The 22,295-nt window shown below is 51.3% G+C and carries 24 protein-coding genes and 1 riboswitch; of the genes, 7 read left to right on the top strand and 17 right to left on the bottom strand.

The features are described from left to right. Positions 1 to 105: 105 nt before the first annotated feature. The 4 genes from FKW31_RS10270 to FKW31_RS10255 form a co-directional block, all read right to left on the bottom strand. A complete protein-coding gene (locus tag FKW31_RS10270) occupies positions 106 to 1,080 on the bottom strand; it encodes an NAD-dependent epimerase/dehydratase family protein (protein ID WP_150178497.1) in 975 nt (324 codons plus the stop codon). An 84-nt stretch (positions 1,081 to 1,164) separates the two neighbouring features. Continuing rightward, the gene (locus tag FKW31_RS10265; RefSeq protein ID WP_035352237.1) at positions 1,165 to 1,695 is read right to left on the bottom strand and encodes a DUF192 domain-containing protein; all 531 of its coding nucleotides are present in this window, start codon (positions 1,693 to 1,695) and stop codon (positions 1,165 to 1,167) included. Beyond that, positions 1,692 to 2,363: an MBL fold metallo-hydrolase gene (locus FKW31_RS10260; protein ID WP_150178496.1), complete on the bottom strand. Its 672-nt coding sequence runs from the start codon at positions 2,361 to 2,363 to the stop codon at positions 1,692 to 1,694. Before FKW31_RS10260 ends, FKW31_RS10265 begins: the two co-directional genes overlap by 4 nt. A 117-nt stretch (positions 2,364 to 2,480) precedes the next feature. After that, complete coding sequence (locus FKW31_RS10255; protein ID WP_003631043.1) at positions 2,481 to 2,903, bottom strand: host attachment protein; 423 nt, start codon at positions 2,901 to 2,903, stop codon at positions 2,481 to 2,483. Between the two features lie 115 nt (positions 2,904 to 3,018). Here FKW31_RS10255 and FKW31_RS10250 point away from each other — a divergent pair, with 115 nt between their 5' ends. The 4 genes from FKW31_RS10250 (at position 3,019) to FKW31_RS10235 (ending at position 6,261) form a co-directional block, all read left to right on the top strand. Next, the gene (locus tag FKW31_RS10250) at positions 3,019 to 4,110 is read left to right on the top strand and encodes an XdhC family protein (RefSeq protein ID WP_063354668.1); all 1,092 of its coding nucleotides are present in this window, start codon (positions 3,019 to 3,021) and stop codon (positions 4,108 to 4,110) included. Continuing rightward, complete coding sequence (locus FKW31_RS10245; protein ID WP_150178495.1) at positions 4,104 to 4,754, top strand: NTP transferase domain-containing protein; 651 nt, start codon at positions 4,104 to 4,106, stop codon at positions 4,752 to 4,754. Before FKW31_RS10250 ends, FKW31_RS10245 begins: the two co-directional genes overlap by 7 nt. 88 nt (positions 4,755 to 4,842) lie before the next feature. Then, entirely contained in the window at positions 4,843 to 5,193 is a 351-nt protein-coding gene (locus tag FKW31_RS10240; RefSeq protein ID WP_150178494.1) for a RidA family protein, read from the top strand. 294 nt (positions 5,194 to 5,487) lie between these two features. Next, complete coding sequence (locus tag FKW31_RS10235; RefSeq protein WP_035352239.1) at positions 5,488 to 6,261, top strand: CHAP domain-containing protein; 774 nt, start codon at positions 5,488 to 5,490, stop codon at positions 6,259 to 6,261. 166 nt (positions 6,262 to 6,427) lie between these two features. On the opposite strand, the gene gcvP is transcribed toward FKW31_RS10235, so the two are convergent. The 6 genes from gcvP to FKW31_RS10205 all read right to left on the bottom strand — a co-directional run bounded on the left by gcvP (position 6,428) and on the right by FKW31_RS10205 (position 15,284). Further along, entirely contained in the window at positions 6,428 to 9,388 is a 2,961-nt protein-coding gene (gene gcvP / locus FKW31_RS10230) for an aminomethyl-transferring glycine dehydrogenase (RefSeq protein WP_193562066.1), read from the bottom strand. Between the two features lie 20 nt (positions 9,389 to 9,408). After that, positions 9,409 to 9,774 (bottom strand): glycine cleavage system protein GcvH, encoded by a 366-nt coding sequence (gcvH, locus tag FKW31_RS10225; protein WP_150178492.1) that lies wholly within the window; start codon positions 9,772 to 9,774, stop codon positions 9,409 to 9,411. Between the two features lie 43 nt (positions 9,775 to 9,817). Beyond that, positions 9,818 to 10,954 (bottom strand): glycine cleavage system aminomethyltransferase GcvT, encoded by a 1,137-nt coding sequence (gene gcvT / locus FKW31_RS10220; RefSeq protein ID WP_150178491.1) that lies wholly within the window; start codon positions 10,952 to 10,954, stop codon positions 9,818 to 9,820. Between the two features lie 159 nt (positions 10,955 to 11,113). Next, positions 11,114 to 11,199: riboswitch (glycine riboswitch) on the bottom strand. 52 nt (positions 11,200 to 11,251) lie between these two features. Then, positions 11,252 to 12,124 carry a polyamine aminopropyltransferase gene (speE, locus tag FKW31_RS10215; RefSeq protein ID WP_035352290.1) on the bottom strand — a complete coding sequence of 291 codons (873 nt, stop codon included), beginning with the start codon at positions 12,122 to 12,124 and terminating at the stop codon, positions 11,252 to 11,254. Positions 12,125 to 12,235: 111 nt separating this feature from the next. Next, positions 12,236 to 12,703, bottom strand: coding sequence for an adenosylmethionine decarboxylase (gene speD, locus FKW31_RS10210; RefSeq protein ID WP_035352291.1), 468 nt, complete (start codon positions 12,701 to 12,703; stop codon positions 12,236 to 12,238). 154 nt (positions 12,704 to 12,857) lie between these two features. Then, the gene (locus FKW31_RS10205) at positions 12,858 to 15,284 is read right to left on the bottom strand and encodes a hypothetical protein (RefSeq protein WP_150178490.1); all 2,427 of its coding nucleotides are present in this window, start codon (positions 15,282 to 15,284) and stop codon (positions 12,858 to 12,860) included. A 64-nt stretch (positions 15,285 to 15,348) separates the two neighbouring features. Here FKW31_RS10205 and FKW31_RS10200 point away from each other — a divergent pair, with 64 nt between their 5' ends. The 3 genes from FKW31_RS10200 to FKW31_RS10190 all read left to right on the top strand — a co-directional run bounded on the left by FKW31_RS10200 (position 15,349) and on the right by FKW31_RS10190 (position 17,639). After that, complete coding sequence (locus FKW31_RS10200) at positions 15,349 to 16,266, top strand: LysR family transcriptional regulator (RefSeq protein WP_006115372.1); 918 nt, start codon at positions 15,349 to 15,351, stop codon at positions 16,264 to 16,266. Positions 16,267 to 16,650: 384 nt separating this feature from the next. After that, the gene (locus FKW31_RS10195; RefSeq protein ID WP_150178489.1) at positions 16,651 to 17,061 is read left to right on the top strand and encodes a hypothetical protein; all 411 of its coding nucleotides are present in this window, start codon (positions 16,651 to 16,653) and stop codon (positions 17,059 to 17,061) included. Next, positions 17,058 to 17,639: a hypothetical protein gene (locus FKW31_RS10190; protein ID WP_150178488.1), complete on the top strand. Its 582-nt coding sequence runs from the start codon at positions 17,058 to 17,060 to the stop codon at positions 17,637 to 17,639. Before FKW31_RS10195 ends, FKW31_RS10190 begins: the two co-directional genes overlap by 4 nt. Before the next feature lie 115 nt (positions 17,640 to 17,754). Here the strand turns inward: FKW31_RS10190 and FKW31_RS10185 are convergent, their stop codons facing one another. The 7 genes from FKW31_RS10185 to FKW31_RS10160 form a co-directional block, all read right to left on the bottom strand. Then, on the bottom strand, positions 17,755 to 17,940 hold the full coding sequence (locus FKW31_RS10185; RefSeq protein WP_238332794.1) for a hypothetical protein: 186 nt from the start codon (positions 17,938 to 17,940) through the stop codon (positions 17,755 to 17,757). Between the two features lie 101 nt (positions 17,941 to 18,041). Then, on the bottom strand, positions 18,042 to 18,734 hold the full coding sequence (locus FKW31_RS10180) for a hypothetical protein (protein WP_150178486.1): 693 nt from the start codon (positions 18,732 to 18,734) through the stop codon (positions 18,042 to 18,044). Positions 18,735 to 18,798: 64 nt separating this feature from the next. After that, positions 18,799 to 18,957, bottom strand: coding sequence for a hypothetical protein (locus FKW31_RS16060; protein ID WP_166443397.1), 159 nt, complete (start codon positions 18,955 to 18,957; stop codon positions 18,799 to 18,801). Positions 18,958 to 18,999: 42 nt separating this feature from the next. After that, positions 19,000 to 19,458 (bottom strand): lysozyme, encoded by a 459-nt coding sequence (locus FKW31_RS10175; RefSeq protein ID WP_150178485.1) that lies wholly within the window; start codon positions 19,456 to 19,458, stop codon positions 19,000 to 19,002. Between the two features lie 175 nt (positions 19,459 to 19,633). Then, positions 19,634 to 19,846 (bottom strand): hypothetical protein, encoded by a 213-nt coding sequence (locus FKW31_RS10170; RefSeq protein ID WP_150178484.1) that lies wholly within the window; start codon positions 19,844 to 19,846, stop codon positions 19,634 to 19,636. A 32-nt stretch (positions 19,847 to 19,878) separates the two neighbouring features. Then, positions 19,879 to 20,688 (bottom strand): hypothetical protein, encoded by an 810-nt coding sequence (locus FKW31_RS10165; protein ID WP_150178483.1) that lies wholly within the window; start codon positions 20,686 to 20,688, stop codon positions 19,879 to 19,881. Beyond that, complete coding sequence (locus FKW31_RS10160; protein WP_150178482.1) at positions 20,688 to 22,280, bottom strand: hypothetical protein; 1,593 nt, start codon at positions 22,278 to 22,280, stop codon at positions 20,688 to 20,690. The genes FKW31_RS10165 and FKW31_RS10160 overlap by 1 nt, the downstream gene beginning before the upstream one ends. Positions 22,281 to 22,295: the final 15 nt, after the last annotated feature.

The following is a 22,295-nucleotide window of genomic DNA, read 5'->3' as shown; positions in this document are numbered from 1 at the left end:
ACACCCCACCATAATATAACGTCAATCCCTAAAATCAGAAAAAATGTAAGCTCCTGAAAATAAACAATATCCTTGCAAAAACCCGATTCCGTTATCCGAATCAGATCAACTGAAATCTCGCCCACAATCTTGAAACCAACGCGTAAACTCAGGAATACCCTCTTCCAATGTGGTTTGTGGGGTCCATCCTGTTAGCTGTTGAATAGCCGTAATATCGGCCCATGTTTTTTCCACATCAGATTCAGGACGCGGCAGATAACGGATTGCAGCTTTACGCTCCAAAGTCTGCTCCAACAGCTCCACCAAATACTTCACCGGTTCTGGATGATGGTTCCCTATATTAAGCACACGCGGTTCTGCTGCTGGGGGTGCTTGCTCGTACACTGCCAGCACTGCGGCAACCACATCATCAATATATGTAAAATCCCGTGCCAAAGATGCTCCCTCATAAAGGGTAACATCCCGCCCCTCCGTAATCGCACGGGCAAAACTGTAATAAGCCATGTCCGGCCGCCCCCACGGACCATACACCGTAAAAAACCGCAGGCCTGTTTGAGGGATATTATACAGATGGCTATAGGCGGATGATGCCAGTTCAGCCGCGCGCTTTGTAACGGCGTAAAAAGATCCCGGATGATCTACAGGATCTGTTTCTGAAAACGGTAATTTACGATTACGCCCATATACAGAAGACGACGAAGCATACACAAAGTGCTTTAGGGCTGGCAGTTCACGCGCAAATTCCAGCATCGCTACATGGCCGCGCACATTGGAATCTGCAAAGATATAAGGGTCTTTCAACGAGTAGCGCACACCTGCTTGCGCTGCAAAATGAAAGATACCCTCTATATTGGGGGCTTTCTTTTGTAGCTCTTGCAAATTTTCTGGCTGATCCAGATCGCAGTAATAAAAAGAAAACTGTGGATGCGCCTCAAGCAGAGCAAGGCGCACCTGCTTGAGTTGGGGATTATAATAACCGTTCAGATTATCAACCCCGATCACCTGCTCGCCACGCGCCAAAAGAGCCTGCGTGACATGGAAGCCGACAAACCCAGCGGCTCCAGTTACCAAAAGTGTCAAAATGTATTGCCCCACGCCGCAGGGCAACTTTTTGGCCCCACCCATGATTACTGCAAGAATCTCAGCCGCAAAAGCGGCTGTTAATTAAAGCTTTTTACCTAAAGATGGTGCTTCCACCTTATCGCCTACAGTAATGCCAAACTTGGCAGTTACCCCCCCTGCCAGCTCAAGCGTAGCAGCTACCGGGCCATGACTGCTGATTCGTGCCAAGCTGCGTGGCACTGCATTTTCTGTAATGGCCTGAATACGATGATCCGCATCTATAAAAACAATATCCAGCGGAATCAGCGTATTTTCCATCCACATGTCACTCTGCTGTGGTGTTTTCCACACAAAAAGCATGCCAGAGTTTTCTGGCAGATGTTGGCGGAACATTTCCCCCACCTGCTGCTCACGCGGAGTTTTTGCCAACTCAACTGAAAAAACATGCCGCCCACTGGGGGAAACTATAGCCAATTCTTCCCGCTGTAATTCAGCCTGAGCGTGTGTTGGCTCTCCCGTTTCTTCTGCATAAGCAGGTAAGAGAGAACCCGCGGCACCGCCGATCATGCAGGCTGCCATCAGCCCCAACAGTTTTTTTGTCAGCACCTTATCTGTTCTCCTCGGTCCCATCATCTTTGCAGAAATGGATTACTGGCACGTTCTGCCCCTAATGTCGTCAACCCGCCATGCCCAGGCACGATAACAATATCATCCCCTAAAGGAAGTAGTTTTTCCTTTATGCCTTGAATAAGCTGTTGGCTATTACCGTATGCAAAATCGGTTCTACCTATTGTTCCTCTAAAAAGAACATCTCCCCCAAAAGCAAAACGGGCCTTTTCATCCACAAATACAACATGCCCGGGCGTATGCCCCGGAACATGCACAACACGAAATGTACATCCTAGATAGTTCAGACTTTCACCATCTTGGGTGAAACGGTCAACATCTGCATTTTCTAAATCTGAAAGCCCAAAATGCCGAGCTTGCTCTATAATGGATTGGAGCAAAAATTGATCATGAATATTCGGCCCAATGACATCTGGCCGCGTTACCTGCGTATTTTCCAACCCACGACACAAAGCCGCCACCCCTCCGGCATGATCTAGATGACCATGCGTGAGCAGAATGGCTTCTACTTCCAGTATATTTTTTTTTAAGAAATCCAGCAGGACATTCGAGTCTCCACCAGCATCTACAATAACGGCTTTACGTGTTTTTTCATTCCACAGAACAGAGCAATTCTGCCGAAATGGCGTAACCGGCACGATACGCAACTGCATATCCGGGTAATTGACGTGCATGCCTTATTCCTCTTGTTCTCTATAAATTATCTAAAGAATGCTTTTATGAGTTTTACACAAAAAAAAAGCTGCCAGAACCAGTGTCTGGCAGCTTTTTATACAGCAAAAATGCTCTGCTTATTGAGGCAGCACCCAGCCTGTTTCTGGAATATCAAAGTGCTTACGCAATTCATGCGCAGGCACGTTGGTTAGATCCTTGGTGAAGGTTTTGATAATCTTTGCCGTTGCAGGCTTGCTCAGATGCGTCTTGATTTCATGAATAATTGGTGCCGGAGCAGCCACCACAAACCCATCAACCTTGCCACCATGCGCAATCATGCTGTTCATGCGGTCTGCCACAACGCGGGCAAAAGCATCTTTCGCATCATCCGCCGGGGTAGAGCCAGAAGGCATTTTACCCGGAGTACCTTCATGGCCACGCGTGTCAAAATCCTGCACATCGCGCATTTCGCCTTCTGCATCATGCAAAAAACGCACTTTGCCACCATCTGCAACAACATAAACTACCAGGCCATCTCTTGCTTCCGTCATGGAATACATCCTTTTCAAATCACTCTATCAGCCTGCCAGCATGCCGTATTATGCGACATTTAACCACCAGCGCTGCTGCGCTGCTGATGTGCAGTCTGCGTGCTGAGTGATATAGGATTGAGGCATGACAATTCCACCCTTCTTTTCCCAACTTGTTACTCCTCTGGATCATGCCCTGCTCTGGGCCCGTCAGGGCCAAGCCGTTGCCATTGCAACCGTAACAGGCACATGGGGTAGTTCCCCCCGCCCCCCAGGCAGCAATATGGTCATGAGCAAAAATGGCCTTATGGAAGGTTCCGTAAGTGGCGGCTGTGTGGAAACAGATGTCATGCTCCACGCACAAGAAATTATGGAAGGGCAAGCACCAACCGTTCTTTCCTATGGTGTGAGCAGTGCCAAGGCGTGGGAAGTCGGGTTGGCCTGCGGAGGCACACTGGATGTTATGGTAGAAGCCGTTCAAAGCCCTGCCTGCCCAACCGGAACATGGCCGCTACACCTGCTAGAGCAGATATGCGATCTTCAAGCGGCTCGAAAAGCCGCAGTGTTGGTGCGCAGCTTGGATGGCAAGCAGCATATTCTTGCGCAGGAACACCAAAAAAGCACTTTCGAAGAGCTTCCACCATTCGTGAAAGAAGTCGCCTTTCACCAGCTACAAGAAGGGCGCTGCGCAGCAATAGAAGAAGCTCTTGGGCAAAAATGGTTTGTGCAACCCATTATTCCGCCACCTCGGCTTCTTATAGTGGGCGCTGTGCATATTGCGCAGTATCTTGCTCGCTTGGCGCAGATAACCGGCTTTTCTCCCATCGTCATAGACCCGCGTGAAGCACTGGCGACAGCAGACCGCTTTCCGGGGCTGGAAAGTGGAAGCACCCTTATTACAGAATGGCCGGATGAAGCTCTGGAAACCTTAGGGGTTGATAGCATGACTGCCATCGTAACCCTAACGCATGATGCCAAACTGGATGACCCAACACTTGAAGCCGCCCTGAAAAGCCCAGCTTTTTATATTGGTGCTTTGGGGTCTCGCAAAACACAGGCGAGTCGGTTGCAACGCTTGCAAACTCTTGGCTTTACCGAGCAGGATCTCAAACGCATACGCGGCCCAGTTGGCTTAGCTATTGGTGCAGTGGGAGCTGAGGAAATTGCTCTTTCTATTATGGCGGAAATTGTTGCCACCCGCCGCCATGCCCCCTTGTCAGACATTCGCGGGTGGTAAAACCTGCGTTTCTGCCAAGAACATGGGCCTGCGTGCTATGCGCAGGCCGTTCTGCCCGTACTGCCCCAGCCAACAAATTATTGGCTCCGGACGCTACCGGGCAACCTATGCTGGTTCAGACACTCAAAAATATTCTCAACAGCAAAGCTGAAACTATTCTGGCTCTTCTACCGCCAGACCAACCAGAGCTTGAAACCATTGTGCAAGCGCATTTCTCCCACTCCTTGAAAGCAGACAGGCTACAGCTACAAACTGTTTTGAATGCGCGCTTGGGCCTTTCCGCTTCTCTGCATGCAGGTGTTCAGGCTGCTCAAGCAGGAAATGCACAAAGCCTTCTTATGTGTCTGGGCGACATGCCTCTGGTTTCCACAACGCTGTTGAACACACTGCTGGAGAACCAGAATCAATATGCTCCTGCCGCCACCGCACCGTTACGAGACGGCAAGGCTGGAAATCCTGTTGTCTGGAATCCATCACAATTCAGTAAATTGCTCCAGGTTACGGGGGATCAGGGCGGGCGGGCTGTTTTGCGCAGTCTGGGCGCTGATATACGCCTCATTCCAGCCAATTCTACCGAATTGGTCGATTTTGATACGCCAGAACGGCTGAAAATATATCAGCAGATGGCTTTTCCTGGCAGTTGACCAGACGGAGACACCCTCCGACAATTCACAACAGACCGTAAGTTTTCACTGAACGGTCGTTTTATCTGTTTTTCAACAAGGTCTCACCATGAGCAAAATTCTACGCACTAACCCCAATCCCATTCTTTCTGCTGCGGTTGAATATCACGGCTTTATTTTCACGCAGGGTGTTGTTGCCCGCAATCTGGATCAGGATGTTGAAGGCCAGACACGTGATGTGCTGGAACAGATTGACACATTGCTAGAGCAGCACGGCACAGATAACACCCGCATTCTGCAAGCTCATATCTGGGTGAAAGACATTAATGACCGTGACAAGCTGAATAAAATCTGGAGCGCTTGGCTGCCAGAAAATATGGCCCCTGCCCGCGCTTGTGTTCAGGCTGTGATGGCTGACCCACGTATCCTTGTGGAAATCATGGTCACCACCACAAAATAAGCCCTTAATATTGACCAGTTGGTGATGTGAGAAAACGTGGCATTCATGCAACATTCCTCCGAATCATCACCAACTGGCGCGTGTTCCCTATTCTCTTAAACAAAGGCTGGAATGAAACGGAATCAGGCGAATTTATGACGTAACGTAGGATAAAAATCCTATTTTTCCTTTTTGATACCAACCAATGAAGCAAAGAGTAACTTTAACGATTTTGGTGCGCAATGAACGCTTGCCTGATCTGCATGGATGTTTAATACCTGAACCCGAACATTGCAGTACCCCAACTCACGGCAAATGCGATCAGGAAAGGTAAGCACAATGCGGCACGGACGGTCCGGAATTTTCAAACTGAAGCTGGCCGTTTTGTCTTTTCTGTCCGTTTCTGCCTTTACTGCTTCTGCATCTGCCCGCACCCATCATGCCGCCGCTCACCATAGCGGTGTACATAAAATTGTATTTTCTGCATCCGGCCATGCGGCAGGCCGATACGCAGGTGGCCGCTGGCACCCATCTGCGGGGCGTTATCGTTCCGGGTATTATGGTGGACACGTTATTCAGTGCGTTGCTTATGCCAAATCTGCATCTGAAGTGGTGCTGCATGGCAATGCGCGTGATTGGTGGCATAACGCAAGTGGCGTTTATGACCGTGGCCATGCACCAGAAGCAGGTAGTGTGCTGAACTTCCGTGCAACACGCCGCATGCCTTTGGGCCATGTTGCTGTTGTGCGCAATGTTGTAGATAACCGCACCATTATGATTGATCAGTCACACTGGGCACAGGCAGGCATCAGCCGCAACGTAGCCGTGATTGACGTTTCTCCAAACAATGATTGGTCTGCCGTTCGTGTAGCCCTTAACAATCATTCTGGTGGTTTCGGGTCCATCTATCCAACTTACGGCTTTATTTATGCACGCCACCCTGGTGCAGAACGGAACATGCAGCAGGAAGTTATGACAGCATGGGCCAAAAAAGGCACCACCACGCAGCTGGCACAGGCTCCGGCAACACCTCGCCAGATCTCTGCTGGTCAGGAAGATCCGAATATTGCCTTTGATGATAACAACTGAAACCAACCTTTAGTTTCTTTGCAGAATCTTCTTTTCAACGCTCGGCTTTGTCGGGCGTTTTTTATTGCCTTTTCCATAACAAGAAACTCTTACACAGAGCATAAAAAAAGGGGGGCAACCTCCTTTGGTTGCGCCCCTTTCTTAGTAACCATCAGAAACGATGAGCTTATTCCATCCATTCAGCAATATCTGGACAAGAGCAAACTAGGTTTCTATCACCATATACGTTGTCAATTCGGCCTACAGGTGGCCAATATTTGGTAGAAAGCTGCACATTACCGGGAAAACACGCTTCCTGCCGTGTATAAGGATGCGTCCATTCCGTTGCTGTTAGTGCAAGACCTGTATGAGGGGCATGACGCAACACTGCATCTTCTGCTGTAACCTTACCACTTTCAACTGCACGCACTTCCTCACGTATAGCCAGCATGGCATCGCAAAAACGATCCAGCTCCGCTTTTCCTTCAGATTCGGTTGGCTCGATCATGAATGTGCCGGCCACCGGAAAGCTGACTGTTGGCGCATGAAAACCGTAATCCACCAAACGCTTGGACATGTCATCCACAGTAACGCCTGTTGTATTCTTGATCGGTCGTAAATCCAGAATACATTCATGCGCAACACGCCCGTGCGCCCCTTCGTAAAGCACAGGGTACGCATCTTTCAGGCGGCTCACAATATAATTGGCGTTCAGAATAGCCACCTGCGTAGCCCGTTTTAGACCTTCATCTCCCATTAAGCGAATATAAGCCCATGAGATCGGCAGAATAGAAGCTGATCCAAAAGGAGCAGCGCTTACAGCCATAGCAACATCTACATCTGCCGGGTTTCCGGGCAGATAAGGTGCCAAATGTGCCCGCACACCAATTGGCCCCATACCCGGGCCACCGCCACCATGTGGAATGCAGAAAGTTTTATGCAGGTTAAAGTGGCTAACATCCCCACCGTAGTCTGCCGGGCGTGCAAGCCCAACCTGAGCATTCATGTTGGCGCCATCCACATATACCTGCCCACCGGCTGAGTGCACCAGATCACAGATTTCACGCATGTTTTCTTCAAACACGCCATGAGTAGAAGGATAAGTGATCATCACTGCGGCCAGATCATTCGCATGCGCCTTTATTTTCTCACGCATGTCTTCCAGATCAATGTTGCCGCCTGCATCGCACTTTACCACCACAACCTTCATGCCCGCCATTTGGGCAGAAGCTGGGTTGGTACCATGCGCAGAAGCCGGAATTAAACAAACTGTCCGATGCCCTTCCCCACGCCCCTGATGATACGCACGAATAACAAGCAAACCTGCATATTCCCCCTGCGCGCCAGAATTAGGTTGGAAGGAAACAGCATCATAACCGCTGATAGCACACAGCCACTTTTCCAGATCCTGCAAAAGAACCTGATACCCTTTTGCCTGATCTGCCGGTGCAAACGGATGAATGTCACAAAAACCAGACCACGTAATGGGCAGCATTTCCACCGTGGCGTTCAGCTTCATGGTACAAGAACCCAGCGGAATCATTGTCCGATCCAACGCCAGATCCTTGTCTGACAAGCGCCGCAGGTAACGCAGCATATCCGTTTCTGAACTACAGGAGCGGAACACAGGCTGCGCCATAAAGCCAGACTGGCGACGCACACCATCAGGCAATGCTGTGGAAACCGCCACAAGCGCCTGCGCCATTTTTTCTACACGCCCGTGTTCAGCGCAAAAAACAGACCATACAGCGTAAACAGTTTCCGGCGTGCTGGTTTCATCCAGACTGATGCCAATACGGCCATTCCCTGCATGACGCAGATTCATGCCAGCAAAACGCGCACGTTCCAGAAGGTCAACAGCACCTTCGCCTACATTCACCGTCAGCGTGTCAAAAAATGCGGTTGTTTCAACAGTTACGCCCAGTGCGCGCAAACCAGCGGCCAGTGTCGCAGCCAGACCATGAATGCGCTGTGCAATTGCCTTCAGACCTTCTGGGCCATGATAAACGGCATACATGCCCGCAATAACAGCCAGCAACACCTGCGCCGTGCAGATATTGGATGTCGCTTTTTCACGCCGGATATGCTGTTCACGCGTTTGCAGGGCGAGACGATAGGCCGGGCGTCCAGCACTATCGACCGATACCCCAACCAAACGCCCCGGCATGCTCCGTTTATAGGCATCCCGCACAGCCATATAAGCTGCATGCGGCCCACCATACCCCATGGGAATACCAAAGCGCTGGGTAGAACCAATAGCAATATCCACCCCCAGTTCACCGGGAGAAGCCAGCAACGTTAAAGCCAGCGGATCTGCCGCCATAACAGCAATACCCCCCGCGGCATGCAGGCTTTCTATCTGCTTTTGCGGGTTTGCAATCTGGCCGGATGTGCCGGGATATTGGAAAATGGCTCCAAATACGTTTTGGGCATCCAAATCTGTTTCAGGCTGCCCAATCTGGAGCGTAATGCCCATAGGTTCCGCACGGGTTTTCAACACAGCAATTGTCTGCGGGAGACATTCTGCATCTACAAAAAAGACGCTGGACTTAGAGGTTGCAACCCGACGAGCCAACGCCATGGCTTCTGCCGCCGCTGTTGCTTCATCTAGCAGAGAAGAGTTGGCGATATCCAACCCTGTCAGCTCTGTAATCATGGTTTGGAAGTTCAACAGGGCTTCCAGACGCCCTTGGCTGATTTCTGGCTGATACGGCGTGTAAGCTGTGTACCAAGCCGGATTTTCCAGAATATTCCGCTGGATAACAGCGGGCAGTACCGTACCGTAATACCCTTGCCCGATCAGGGATGTCATAACCTGATTTTGTCCGGCCAGTTCACGCAGGCGTGCAAGAACCTGTGTTTCCGTCCATCCAGCACCGAGCCCCAAAGGCTGTGTGGCACGAATGGAAGCAGGAAGTGTCTGATCTATCAGATCATCCAAGGAGGCCGCACCAACAACACGCAACATTTCGGCCTGATCTGCCACAGTCGGGCCAATGTGGCGCGTAGCAAACGCTTCACCTTCAGCTTTTAAGGCCGCAAAAGCGGGAAGATCTTCAATATTCTGTTGGGAACGCGCATCCGAACCGGGAGCAAGGGAGAACATGCAGAAATTTTTCCTGAACAAGACCTGTTTGGAACAGGCCATTTTTTCCAATCAGGCAGAAATCAGCCTACAAAAGCTGCATATGCTGCGGCATCCATCAGCCCAGAAAGCTGATCGGGATTAGCAACGCGAAATTTGACAATCCAACCTTCGCCTTCAGGGTCAGAGCTTACCCGTGCTGGATCATCAGCCAGTGCTGCATTGCTTTCCAAAACCTCACCATCAACTGGCGCGTAAATATCGGAAGCCGCCTTAACGGATTCCACAACTGCGATGGATTCCCCAGCTTTGACTTCCGTGCCAGATGGGCGGGCTTCAATAAACACCAGTTCACCCAGTTCATCAGCTGCATGGCGAGTGATGCCCACAGTTGCTGTTTCACCCTCAACGCGCAGCCATTCGTGTTCTTTTGTGAAATACAGGGTCATTTCTCAATTTCTCCAGTTAAGCGTAAATTAATGTATCAACGGCCTAGCGTTTGAAATGCGCTGGCACAAAAGGCAGTGCGCTCACGACGGAAGGTACGGAACGCCCCCGCAATTCAGCAAAAATGGTGTGCCCTATTTGGGTATCATTGCTTGCCACATAGCCCATCGCCACCGGGCCACCCACTGTGGGGCCAAATGCACCAGACGTTACCTTGCCGATATGCGTGGCAAATTCTGCATCTGCATATAAAGGTGCATCATGACGCACAGGCGCACGCCCCTCCGGCCGTAACCCAATGCGGCGGCGGCTTACACCATTTTCAAGCTGGCCAAGAATAATATCGGCGCCCGGAAAACCACCTGCACGCGCGCCACCATTGCGGCGAGACTTCTGGATAGACCATTCAAGCGCGGCCTCAACCGGAGTAGTGGTTGTATCAATATCCGCCCCATACAAGCACAGCCCGGCTTCAAGCCGCAGGCTGTCTCGGGCACCTAAGCCAATCAGTTTGACGTTTGGCTGTTCTAGCAGTTTACGGGCAACCCGATCTGCATCCTTGGCGGAAACAGAAATTTCAAACCCATCTTCTCCCGTATAGCCGGAACGGGAAATAACACAGCGGGCACCGTCTACATCCAGCGTACGCACATCCATGAACATCATCTTGCGCACATCTTCAGCAAACGCTGCCAAAACTTGTTCAGCTTCCGGCCCCTGCAAGGCAAGCAATGCGCGATCTTCCTGCGGCTCTACAACGCATTCTGCCACCAGTGCAGATTGCAGAAGCTCAAGATCAGCCTCCTTACATGCGGCGTTAACAACCAGCAGCAGACCATCTTCCAGACGCGCCACCATCAGATCATCCAGAATACCGCCTTCGGCATTGGTAAACTGGGTATAACGCTGGCGGCCATGTTTAAGGGCAGCAATATCTGCTGGCACCAGTTTTTCCAGCGCCAGAGCCGCATTATCTACATCCCCCGAACGCGGGCGCAGCAGCACTTGCCCCATATGGGAGACATCAAACAGACCAACATGCTCACGCACATGCCGATGTTCGGCCATAATGCCATCTGCATACTGCAAAGGCATGGCATAACCCGCAAACGGCACCATTTTGCCGCCGGATTCTTCATGCAATGAATAGAGGGGAGTATGAAGGAGAGTATCGGTGCCCATGCACGCCGCCTTGCCAAAAAGGCCGGAACCCACTGCAATCTGACAAACACATCAGCACAACACGAGGCTCCGGATTACATAATCCGCTGCCCCTTCTGTGCTTTTGCCTGAGATCGCTATCCCGTCGGCGGGTGCGATTGCACCTCTCTCCAGAAGTTTTAAAACGCAGGGTCCTTCTGCCTGAGAGTTTCCGGGGCGGTTGCTCCTTCGGCGCTGGCTAAGCCAGTCTCTCCCTCTGCGTTAAGGAACCGTGACATCATTTCGCTTTCAAGTCAATCACGGCCCCTATTATGCGTATTACCCCGCAGCTTTAGGCAAATGCTTGGCAATATAAGGCGGTAGATTAAACGAACCTACGTGGATTTCAGGCGTCCAGTACTGGGTTTTTTCCAAAATACCGGCTTCCTGAGCACGGGCACGCACCTGCTCTACATCCTGCGCTTGCAGGTTGCGGCCTTTGCTGGCGATCCCCAGTGTCATAAACCCACCTACATAAGTTGGCACAGCAGCCACATAGGCAGATACATGCGGAAAAAATTTTGCACGCCGCACACTGGTTTCATGCAGTTCATCCGCCTGCATAAACGGCACACCGCACTGGTTTACAATCAGCCCTTCGGCGGTAAGGATACGTGCGCAATGTTCGTAAAATGAATCTGTAAACAGCACTTCGCCCACACCTATCGGGTCTGTGCTATCAACAATAATCACGTCAAACGAAGCATCATCTGCGCGGGCAACGTAATCTATTCCATCCCCCACAATCACTTCTGCCCGCGGATTATTCCACGCATCACCGGCAATAGATGGCAGATGCTGTTTTGAAAGCTCTATAACAGCACCATCAATTTCTACCATCACAGCTTTTTCGATGCCGGGATGTTCCAGAACGCGGCGCAGTACCCCGCCATCCCCTGCGCCAATAATCAGCACTTTTTTCGGATTGGGGTGAGTAAACAGCGGAACATGCGTAAGCATTTCCTGATAAACAAATTCATCCTTTTCGGTAATCTGCACCACGCCATCCAGCATGAGCACACGACCGTGGGATTCACTTTCAAAAACAACAATATCCTGAAACGGGCTTCGCGTGCGGGCCAGTTCCTTTACCACACGGAAGTGCTGCCCCCAGTTATCGTATAGGGTTTCTTCAATCCATGTTTCAGCCATACCAGCCTTATCTTCCCACATACGTCATGAACTGCACTGATACAGCCCTTTTACAGAACTGTATCAGCACGACGATCAAACAGAGTTTTACAACTTTAAGAAAAACAGCCTTTAGGCAACCACGCGGCCACGGCGTTCTTCATCCACCTCAAGCCGTTTGGCCTGAAAGAGACGCTGCATAACAGGGATGGACAGGTGCGGATCACACGCACCACACATAAAGATGTCCACCGCAGCAAAGTTGCGTTCTGGCCATGTGTGAATGGAAATATGGCTTTCAGCCAGCACCACCACGCCAGAAACACCCCCATTGGGTGAAAAATGGTGGAAATGACTGTGCAGGATTGTGGCCCCGGCAGCACGCGCTGCTTCGCACAGTGTTGTGTCGATCTTTTCTGGATCATCCAGATTTGTGGCGCCCCACATATCGACAAGCAGGTGAGTACCTGCAAACTTCTCGCCATTCTTTTCGACGAAGTAATCTTTACGCTCTTCGTCAGCAGACGAGACCGGAACAGAAAATGCCTGGTTATTGCTCGGGTGTTCCGAGACCATCCCCAGTTGAGCAAGTGCGTTCATAGACGTACCCCCAAACCAGTAGACAGCCTGTTGGGCAAAAATTGCCCCCTTGGGCCAAGAGCGCGCTTGGTAAGACCCCTGCGCCTGCGTTGCAAGCATTATTTACGTGTTTCATAAATTTTTCAGAAACACACCGCCCTAAAATACAGAATAATCAACGCTCTGTAGAATAATGCACAGTTTGTTTCACAAGCATGTCAAGCTGACGATCGCGCTCTTTTCCCAGCGTTCGCCCTGCTAACCAAGCCTTTAAACGCTGCAAGGTATCTGCATCATGTGCGGCAGCAGAATCGGTGGCAAGCTGCATGGCAAGGTCTTGCTGCGGTTCTGTTAAAGGTCCTGTTTCTGGTAAAGCACGGCTGGCCAAGCGGCCCACCACGCGCACAGCATCTGCCCATTGCTTGCCTTGCTCATACAATTGCCCGCGCAGTTCTAAACCAGTGTCGGATTCATCATCCGCCAGTAAGGCCAATGCCCCAGCCCTATCCCCTTTGGTAAGCGCAAGATGCGCTTCATCATAATGGCGGCGGGCAGCCATATCCTCCGGCAAGCCGGGAACAGTGCTTTGTTCCAATGCTTCCATGGCGGCATTCACATTTCCCGCTTTGAAAGCTGCCTGAACAATCTGCTCCTGTATTTCTGCGCGTGCTACCGGATCAGCCGTCAACACAACGGCTTGTTTGAACGCCATAACAGCAGCTTCGGCTTGCCCTATCTGCAATAGAAGCGTTCCGTAACCTCTTAACAGTTTTGCCTTAGATGTATTCTCTTCCAATAAAGGCAATTGGGTCTGCAAAATATGCACCCGTTGCTCTGCGGATGACGCCCCATCCTCTCCGCTCACAGCTTTACCAGATGGTAAGGTATTAAACACAAGCACATACAAAGCCTGCCGTCGCACAGCCTCCAACCTGTCATATGGCGTTTGTGCAGAGGCAGAAAGCCTGCCCAGCACAGCTAAAGCCTGTCGTGCCCGACCACATTGCACAAGTGCTGTAGATAATAACAAACTGGTATATGCCCGAGCAGTAGGCACAAGCTTTCCAACGCCTTCTTTTCCATCAAGAAGGTTTTGAAAGTTCTCGGCAGCCATGGCTGCCGCAATCTGATCATGCTGCAACAGAAAATTCACCAGATCTGCACGCGCATAAGCGGCTTTTTCTGGATCTGCCGCAGCCGTTAGATTTTCCAGCGTAACCCGTGCGGTTTCTACATTCCCTTCACGATCCTGCATGCGCGCTCGCGCAAGATCATAAACGCCATCACTGGGTAAAGGCTCCAAAATCAGAGCTGTTTCATCCGCACCATAACGCGCGATATAATTTGTAACTTGTGGAAGAAGCAGATCACGCAGCGGTTGTGGATAGCGCAGAATCTGTTCGTAATGACGCGCAAGTAAAACAGAAGCATCTTTGCTGTTTGCGCCACTCATCATCAGATACAATGCGTGCCATATTTCCAGTTCTGGGGGGGCTCCATCCATCTGCGTCAGAACGGATGCCGCAGCATCCACATCATGGCTTAATAACGCTGCGCAGGCCCGCAGAAAGAGCACTCCCGTTGGGGGGCCTCCCGGTTCAGACCGCTGAGGCATATTTTTTACAAGACGCCACGCATCTGCTGGATACCCAGCCACAAAAGCAGCGCGCGCAGCAGCAACCTGCGCAGGCCATCGTAAAGAAGGTGGTGCTTTTTCGGCGTCAACCTTCGCGCTAAGCCAGTTCTTTTGTAAAATGACAACTGGTGCAGCATGCAGTCCCAGCCAGAACCAGTCTAACCCACCTTCGGGTGGCACTGTCTCTGCTGTTCCCTGCCCTACAGGCAAAGCATCCAGCCCTAAAGCAGAGAGGAATACACCTTTATCTGCAACAGCATCTAATCTGATTTGCGATGAATCTGCAGCCACTACAATACCTTGGGCAGAATCTCGCACACCATACCCTATGGCCCGGTAAGAAGAGCGATATCCCGTTTCCATGACAGACGGCGTTATCAGCAAACGTGCGCCAGTTGTCGGATCTGGAAACGAGATAACGTGCCCAGACTGTTTTTGTGGAAACAAAACGGCTTCTGGCATCATAACCGCAGGCGGTGCAGCCCTTACGCTACCTGTATCGCCTTTTGGAAGCTGTTCCAGCAACCAGCCATCCAGCTTTTTATGTAACGCAATATGTGGATGAGACGGTACATGAACGCGCAAAACCGTGGCGTATTCCAGCACCGTCACATCCGTATCTGCAAATATGCCTTGCCCTGTAAAATTATGAACTAACGAAGTCACGGGACGGTCTGCCACGATCAGCAAATCAGACCCAGACCAGAAAGCCGCAAGAGCAACCTCCGCTCCTATAGGCAGAAAAAGAGATGCCCCTTGCTGGCCATCCAGAGATTCCTCCTGCACTGCGGGAACAGGAAGCGCATGCAGGCCATCTTCACCTGCTACAGCCGGCAACGTGGGCAGCAACAAATAGGCGAAAAGCATTCCGCACATATATCTGCCCATTACGGATTTACCTGTTGCCACATCTTCTCCAACCTCAAACGTGCTGCAACGCTGCTTTTGGCAGCATACGACCTGCATGACAAAGGAGCCACGGTCTGTGCTAGAAAAAACTAACTATTTCCATCATGCTGGGGCAATATAAATGCTCGATCGCATCACCAGTATGCAGATTTTTGTCAAAGTTGTAGCTGCGGGCAACTTTACAGGGGCAGCACGCCTTATGGCGCTTTCCCCAACAATGGTAACCAAACATGTGACTGCACTGGAAACCCGGTTAGGAGTTTCTCTCTTTCAACGTAGCACGCGGCATCTTTCCTTAACCGAAGCAGGACGCCTGTTTTTGGAAAGCTGCCAAAAAATTCTGGCCGATGTAGAAAACATGGAGCAAACTGTAAGCGAGCAGTACCGTGAACCACGTGGGCAATTACGCCTTAACGCTCCGGTTTCCTTCGCTATTCGGTATGTCGCGCCTTATCTGCCTGAATTTAGCAGAAGATATCCGCAGGTCCAGGTAGAGCTTGGCTTGAATGACAGACCCGTTGATTTGGTTGAGGAAGGGTGGGATCTTACTCTGCGTATCCGCAACCTAACAGTCAGTACGCTGCGTGCACGTAAATTGGCTGCTGTGCGTATGATTATCTGTGCCTCTCCTGCTTATTTAGAAAAGGCTGGCACACCCACGCATGTAAATGAATTGCAGCAGCACAATTGTCTTGGATACACCCTTAGCGGAAACAATAGCGCATCCCGTTGGCATTTTGGAGAAAGCGGAGAAAAAACCGTTTCTGTTTCCGGCCTACTTTCCGCCAATAATGGAGATGCTTTGCGAGAAGCCGCAGTAGCTGGCGCAGGCATTGCTTACCTGCCGCTTTTTGTTGTGAGCCAAGAACTGCAACAAGGCCAACTTATTGCTTTATCTTTGGATTATCCCACCACACCGGGGCCAGACTTACACGCCGTGTATGCACCCGGCACAAGTATTCCCTTAAAAGTCCGCGCCATGATTGATTATCTTGCGCAGTGCTATGGCCCGATTCCACCATGGGAAAAAGCGGCATAACCCAAAGGTTATAGGCACTAAAACTGCCTTTTATATTTTGGAAGATTTTAAAATGGTGAGCCGGGAGGGAATAAACATATTTAGAAATATCAATAGGTTATACTTTATAACCTGTAATTTATGCTTACCTAATATCAATGGGTTAGCATGTTTTTTTATAACCTAATTTCCCATATTATAACGAGAATTAATACCCTTTGAACGAATCGGAATAATCATATTGATCTAATTTTAGCTACATATGTTCCATATAGATTCTACAGTCAAAAGGGTGCCTAATTTTATAATTGCGTGGTCATTAGTAGAAATACGTAACAATCCGCAATTTGCGCAAATCACAAAAGTTATGCAAGTAAGTGCTCAACTAGTTTATTAGGGGCATTCATGGGCAAGAAACCGCGCGAAAAAAATCCACAAGTAGATGAAGCCGCGTGGGCATATAAAGTAAATATAGTCGATCAAAATTATGATCTTGCCCGACTTGTTATTAAATGTTTAACTTCCATTGTTTGTATAGGGTTAGCTTCTTACTTCTTGTCGAAGGCTTTTGGGCAATCGACAAATGTGAAGGTATCATGGGTTGTAGAATTTTTAGGGGACATTAAATTCAAAGTAAGTTTGGCATTAACCGGAGCCGCTACAGTCTGGGCCATAGTGGAACGAAGGCTACGGAAAAACGTTGTAAAGCAATTCGCTCCATATAAGAAATCCCGCGAGGAAGCGCTAGATAAAAATAGACTGAGTTCAACCATCTCCCATGATGGTACCACGAGTAAAAAGGATCGTAGACAATGAACGTATACATTGATGCTGCTGAAACAATGTTAATGCTATTGGGCATTGCTGTCGTTATCTACGGTCCTCTACAGGAAGCATGGATTGATACGCTCCGGCAAAAATTATTCGCTCAAAGAGATGAACTTTTTGAACTGGCTGCAAGTGGAGAAATAACGTGCGATAATCCTGTATATAGGCAAATACGGGATCAAATTAATTCTCGCATTCGGTATGCTCATAGGATCTCTTTGCCAAGAACTATCCTCTTCCTTAAACTCCCATCAGGATCAACTAAGACAAATGTAGGAATTGATCTATTACAAATTACAAATATCCAATTAAGAGAAAAACTAGAGAAAATCATAACGACTTCTGATTACCTAGTTGCGGCATCAATAATTGAGCGAGGCCCTGTTACAAGACTTCTTTGTATCTTCGCTATTATTGTGATGGCTATTTTTGAAGTAGTTAAGGGAGGGGGCAAATCTTTTGAATGGCTGCTTACTCTTAAAGCCGCTAAAATAGATGCTAAAAGTAAAATTTATGGGCCACTAGCTGCCTCTATCCAGAGGGAAATTAGCGCAGCTAAATGTTAATATTTTTTGCTTCAGTAGCTAAGCTGTTCTTTCTCCAAAAATCATACTGCACCACAAGCCTACAGCCAAGATAATGGTGACGAGGGAAACTCCCTCATCACCAACAGTAATCCCTTTACCCCGCTTGTACAGCCGCATTAGCGGCATCGAGCTGCTTTTCAGCAAAGGCCCATTCATCTGCAGTAGGTGCGCGGCCTTCCTTCAGCGGCTTCAGCAGCGCGGAAATATCTTCCACAATCACCGGGCCGTTTTCGACAAGAGCTTCAACCGCAGCAATGGCAATGCTTGCATAGTTCATCATGGTTTTTCCTTGGTTTTCCGCCATTTCTGGCAGGAAATAAAAAAGGGCATCGGTAACACCGACACCCTTGGGGGATCATTTTCCTGATGCCGGGAAAATGGTTACTTGCTGGCAGGTAGCAGCTTGCGGGCTGCGTCCAGGGCATCCTGTGCGGCCTCAACTGCGGCTTCAGGCAGCGGATCACCCTTCGCCGCGGCATCATCTAGCGGCTTGATCTGGTCATGCGCAGTCTGGAAAGCAGTCTTCAGCTTTGCTACCACAGCCGGGTCTGCGGCCGGGTTCTTTTCATAGTCAGCCGCAAGCTGGGCTGCTGCGGCGTAAGATAGGCTCAGGCCGTAAACAGACTGCTGGCGCTGCACCAGCTGATCAGATCCGCACGCCATCAGGCTGGTGCCAACCAGACCAAGCAGCATGACGCCCGCCACGGCAGAAGCCGCGCTGCTTTTCTTGGGTGCTGCTTCAGCAGTGGAAGAAGCAATGGCAGATGTTGCGGCCGCCAGAATCGTGCTGGCCGGCACGGCATCGGCAATCACCTTTGCTGCTGTGGGGCCAATGTCCTTATGGGCGGACACAGCATTCAGCGCCTTTTCCAGATCCGCCTTGTTGGCAAGAAGTGCTGCAATAATGCCGCTGTTATCACTGCCCAGCAGCGGCAATGCAGCAATCAGCATGGCGGCAGATCCACCAGCCGGAATCACGTTGAACCACGTGGCTACCAGATCCCCCAGAATAAGAGACAGGGCAAACAGCGTAGTGGGCTGGCGCAGATATGCGCTGATACGGGACAAGTTCATGGATCTACCTTTCGGGCACGCTGTGCATGCCCTGTATGTGTGAAATATCGGGATGGTGGGCTGTTCAGCCCTGTGCGCCACGCAGGCTTGCGGGCAGCGTGTTGACGCTCACGTCTTCCACCACCAGAGCTTGGCCGTTGCGGGGTGCTGCAATGCACAGGCCGCGTTTTTCCAGCCGCTCTACAATCAGATCGGCCAGCCGGATGAGTTCGCGTTCAGTCATGAACATGATGTCGCTTTCAGTAGGAATTTTTCAGGAATCGGATCAGCTGGCCCACAGCTGCCATTCGGCACGCCGCCGTAGCGTTAGGCCGGCCACGGTGATCAGCTGGCCGTTGCGGTGCATGTGGCTCCACAGCAGCAACTGATTGCGGGCGGCATTCCCCTGCCCTGCATTCAGCAGCTTCAGCAGTGTGGATCCCGCCAGCGCGGGCAATCCGAGGTTGTAGGTAAAGTCCAGCAGCGCAGCCTGCTGGCCGGGTGTCAGCGGCACACGCACCAGCCGCAGGATCTGCGGCAGCAGCTTGGCCAGCGTGCCTTGCAGCAAGGCATTGGCGTATTCGGCCGTAATGGGTGCGGTGCTGGCTGTTACGGCGGCCCCGTTGGCCAGAAACCGGCTGCCATAGCCGATTGTCCAATACCCGGCCGGACATACATATGGGCGCAGGCGCAAGCCTTCAGACCGGCGGCACAGATCTGCCGCCAGTAGGATCGGGTCATTCATAAATTTTCCGGATACAAAAAAGGCCGCTCAAGGCGGCCGGAGTGGACGAGTTTACAGGTGAGATTGCCCGGATTAGTCCACCAGAGCACAAAACCCGCAGAAAACAGCCCTTTGCAATGGGCTTATACGTTGGCAGGTTTTCGTAGTCAGGTTTACAAAACCCGGTTTTTGGTTGTCACGGGTGCATATGCTGCAACGCCTGGACAATCCCGCTGCCCAGGGCAGATCCAAAAATAACCAGGCCGCCATTTATCCAGGTCTTGCGGTTGTTGATCCGCTGCAATTCCGTCCAGATATTGGCAATGCCGGTTTCCAGCGTAGAAAACTTACCGTTCACGCTGGTTTCAAATGCAACAAATTCATCCTGCCGCACCACATCATCGGGCATGAAACTTTCCTTTCAGTCATAAAAAAAGCGGCTTAAAGCCGCTCGGTAATGGTGAAGCTGGTTTGCTGCCGTAGTGCAGCGCCATAGGGATTACTCAAATCACCGCGCTGGATGCGTCCAAACAGGCTGCGCAGGTTTAGCGTGGGGCCATCGGCATCCGGATCCGGCACAAACAGCACATTCGCGCCAGATGCGCCGACCAGAAGGATTTGCTCCAGCACCGGCACATCAGCCAGATCCAGAGATTCATGATCCACCACAGCCTTGCGCCGCATCCACGCGGGGGTAACAAACTCGGCCCCGCTCATGCCGGTATTCACCGTCACAGAGCTATCCATCCCCGTGGTGCTTTTGGTGCTCATGTTGCGCACCGGCTGCCACACCGGCCCGATATATGCCAGAGACAGGGAAATATAACTTTCCGATACACTATCATTACTGCTGATAGTGACCTTCACCGTATCAGCCTGAATGTCCTGCGGTGCCACATGCACCATTTGCACCGGGCCAACACCGCCCAGCGTAGCAAAGCTGCCAGAGGCAGAATACACCGTATTGCCGCCTGCACTGGCTGTTAGCTGCCACGTTGCGGATTGGCCAAGATTAGTGCGCCCCACAAAAAACGCCCGCATGGTCTGGTTACTGCCCCATTGCGCCTGAAACCATGCTGTTGTGTTGCCATCCCCAACAGACCAAAATGCCGCCGTGGTGTTGCCCTGGTCTGTGGCCAGCTGATTGGGAGAGAAATCCTTTGCAGCGGATACGCCCGCATAAAAAGAATTGGAGCCGCTAAGGCTGGCGGTTTTGACCAGATTATTCAGGCCAAACACACAGTTCTGCATCAGACCAGCACCGTCAGCACGCACTGGCCTGCGCTGGATCCGCGCCAGCTTTCACCCACTACCAGACCACCCAGACCATCGCGCAGACCGTCCACATTGGCAAACAGCACGATTTCATCCCCCATTTCAAAATCAAACAGGCGTTCAAACGGCAGCGTGACGTAAAACACGCGCCGGTCTGCCACCGTCCACAGTTTGTTGATGACATCGGCCACCACCTGCGCCCCGGCCTGCGTGCGCAGACTTGTCAGCACTTCGGGCGGGCTGACCACTTCCACCGTTGGGCTATCCGTGCCCACAGTTACCGCACTGCGCTGGGTGCGCAGGGTTGCCAGTTCCGCTTTTGGGCTGAGTGTGCTGGTGCTCATCACCGTATAATTGCGGCTATAGGTGCAACGCCCACAGGTGAGAGGCAGCGCCAGTTCGGACGGCAGATCCGTTTCTTTAATGTCAATCACCTCATCAGGCAGCACTGCCAACTTTTCCCATTGGTGCGGCACAAGCTGCAAAAAGCTATCTGTAATGCCGATCAACTTCAGCGTGCCGTCCCGTGCAACTGCCAGCTTGCGCATACTGCCTTGCAATAGGGCGGTGATCATGTCCTGCCCGGTATAGCTGTCAGAGCCATCCCAGAACGCACCGGCCGCACTATCCACCTTGCCGAACGGATCCGCCCAGGCGGTAGAAATGGAGGCGGCCGGAATGCCAATATCCTGCACCAACACTTGCCGCACGATATCTGGCAGGCTGGAAACATAGGTGCCATCGGGCATCACGCCAGTTGCCCAGCAGGTGATGGCATAAACCGGCGTGCCACCGAGCCGGAAAAATGCGCCCCGGCTAGAGCTTTCCACAACGTATGTACCTGCGGCAGGATCTGCGGTGGTGATATCACTCACCATGCCCGCATAGGCCCAGCCACCATCCGTTGCCGGAACAGACCACGCACCCAGCACACCACCTTCTAACACGGTCAGATCAGGCTGTGTGCCCTGCGTGCCCATCCAGAACGGCGCATCAGAAACCTGATAAATCTGGTTCACACTATCCACACAAACCGGCGTGATATTAAAAGCATACCCTCGCAGGCGAGGCTTTACCCGGCCTGTCAGGTCTGATCCACCTTCCACGCCGCCAGTGCCCGCGTAGGTTGCCAGAGGCAACTGGCGAGACAGCACGGCAGGCCCGGAAAGTGTGAGCGTGCCTTGCGTGGCTCCGGTGCGCCATGCTGTTGCAGATCCGGTAAACAGAGGCTGGCACGCAGAGAGTGCAGGATCTGACCACCATCCACGCGCCATGTCATAGTTGCGCAAGCCCGTCAGAATAGACAGATCTCCGGTATGGTTGCGCACGTTCAGGCTATCCGCCACACCATCGGACAGATTGACCGTAAGTTGCCCGAACGATTGCGTCATGCTGCTACCGGAAATTGAAATATCCAGCTCCCTATCCACATCAGGCAGGCTTGCCAGAATGGGCGGATATTTCGTGCCGGTAGCAACATCCACATACCCGCCAGAAGACAAGCATGTGGTCGTGCGGGATGCCGCAGGCCCAAAAGCCAGCGTTCCCAAAAAACAGCGTTGCTGCATTGTGGTGATATCCCG

Source organism: Acetobacter sp. DmW_136 (assembly GCF_008690365.1).
Classification (GTDB): domain Bacteria; phylum Pseudomonadota; class Alphaproteobacteria; order Acetobacterales; family Acetobacteraceae; genus Acetobacter; species Acetobacter oryzifermentans.
The sequence above is the reverse complement of the archived record's forward strand: the minus strand, read 5'-3'. Positions and strand labels throughout refer to the sequence as shown.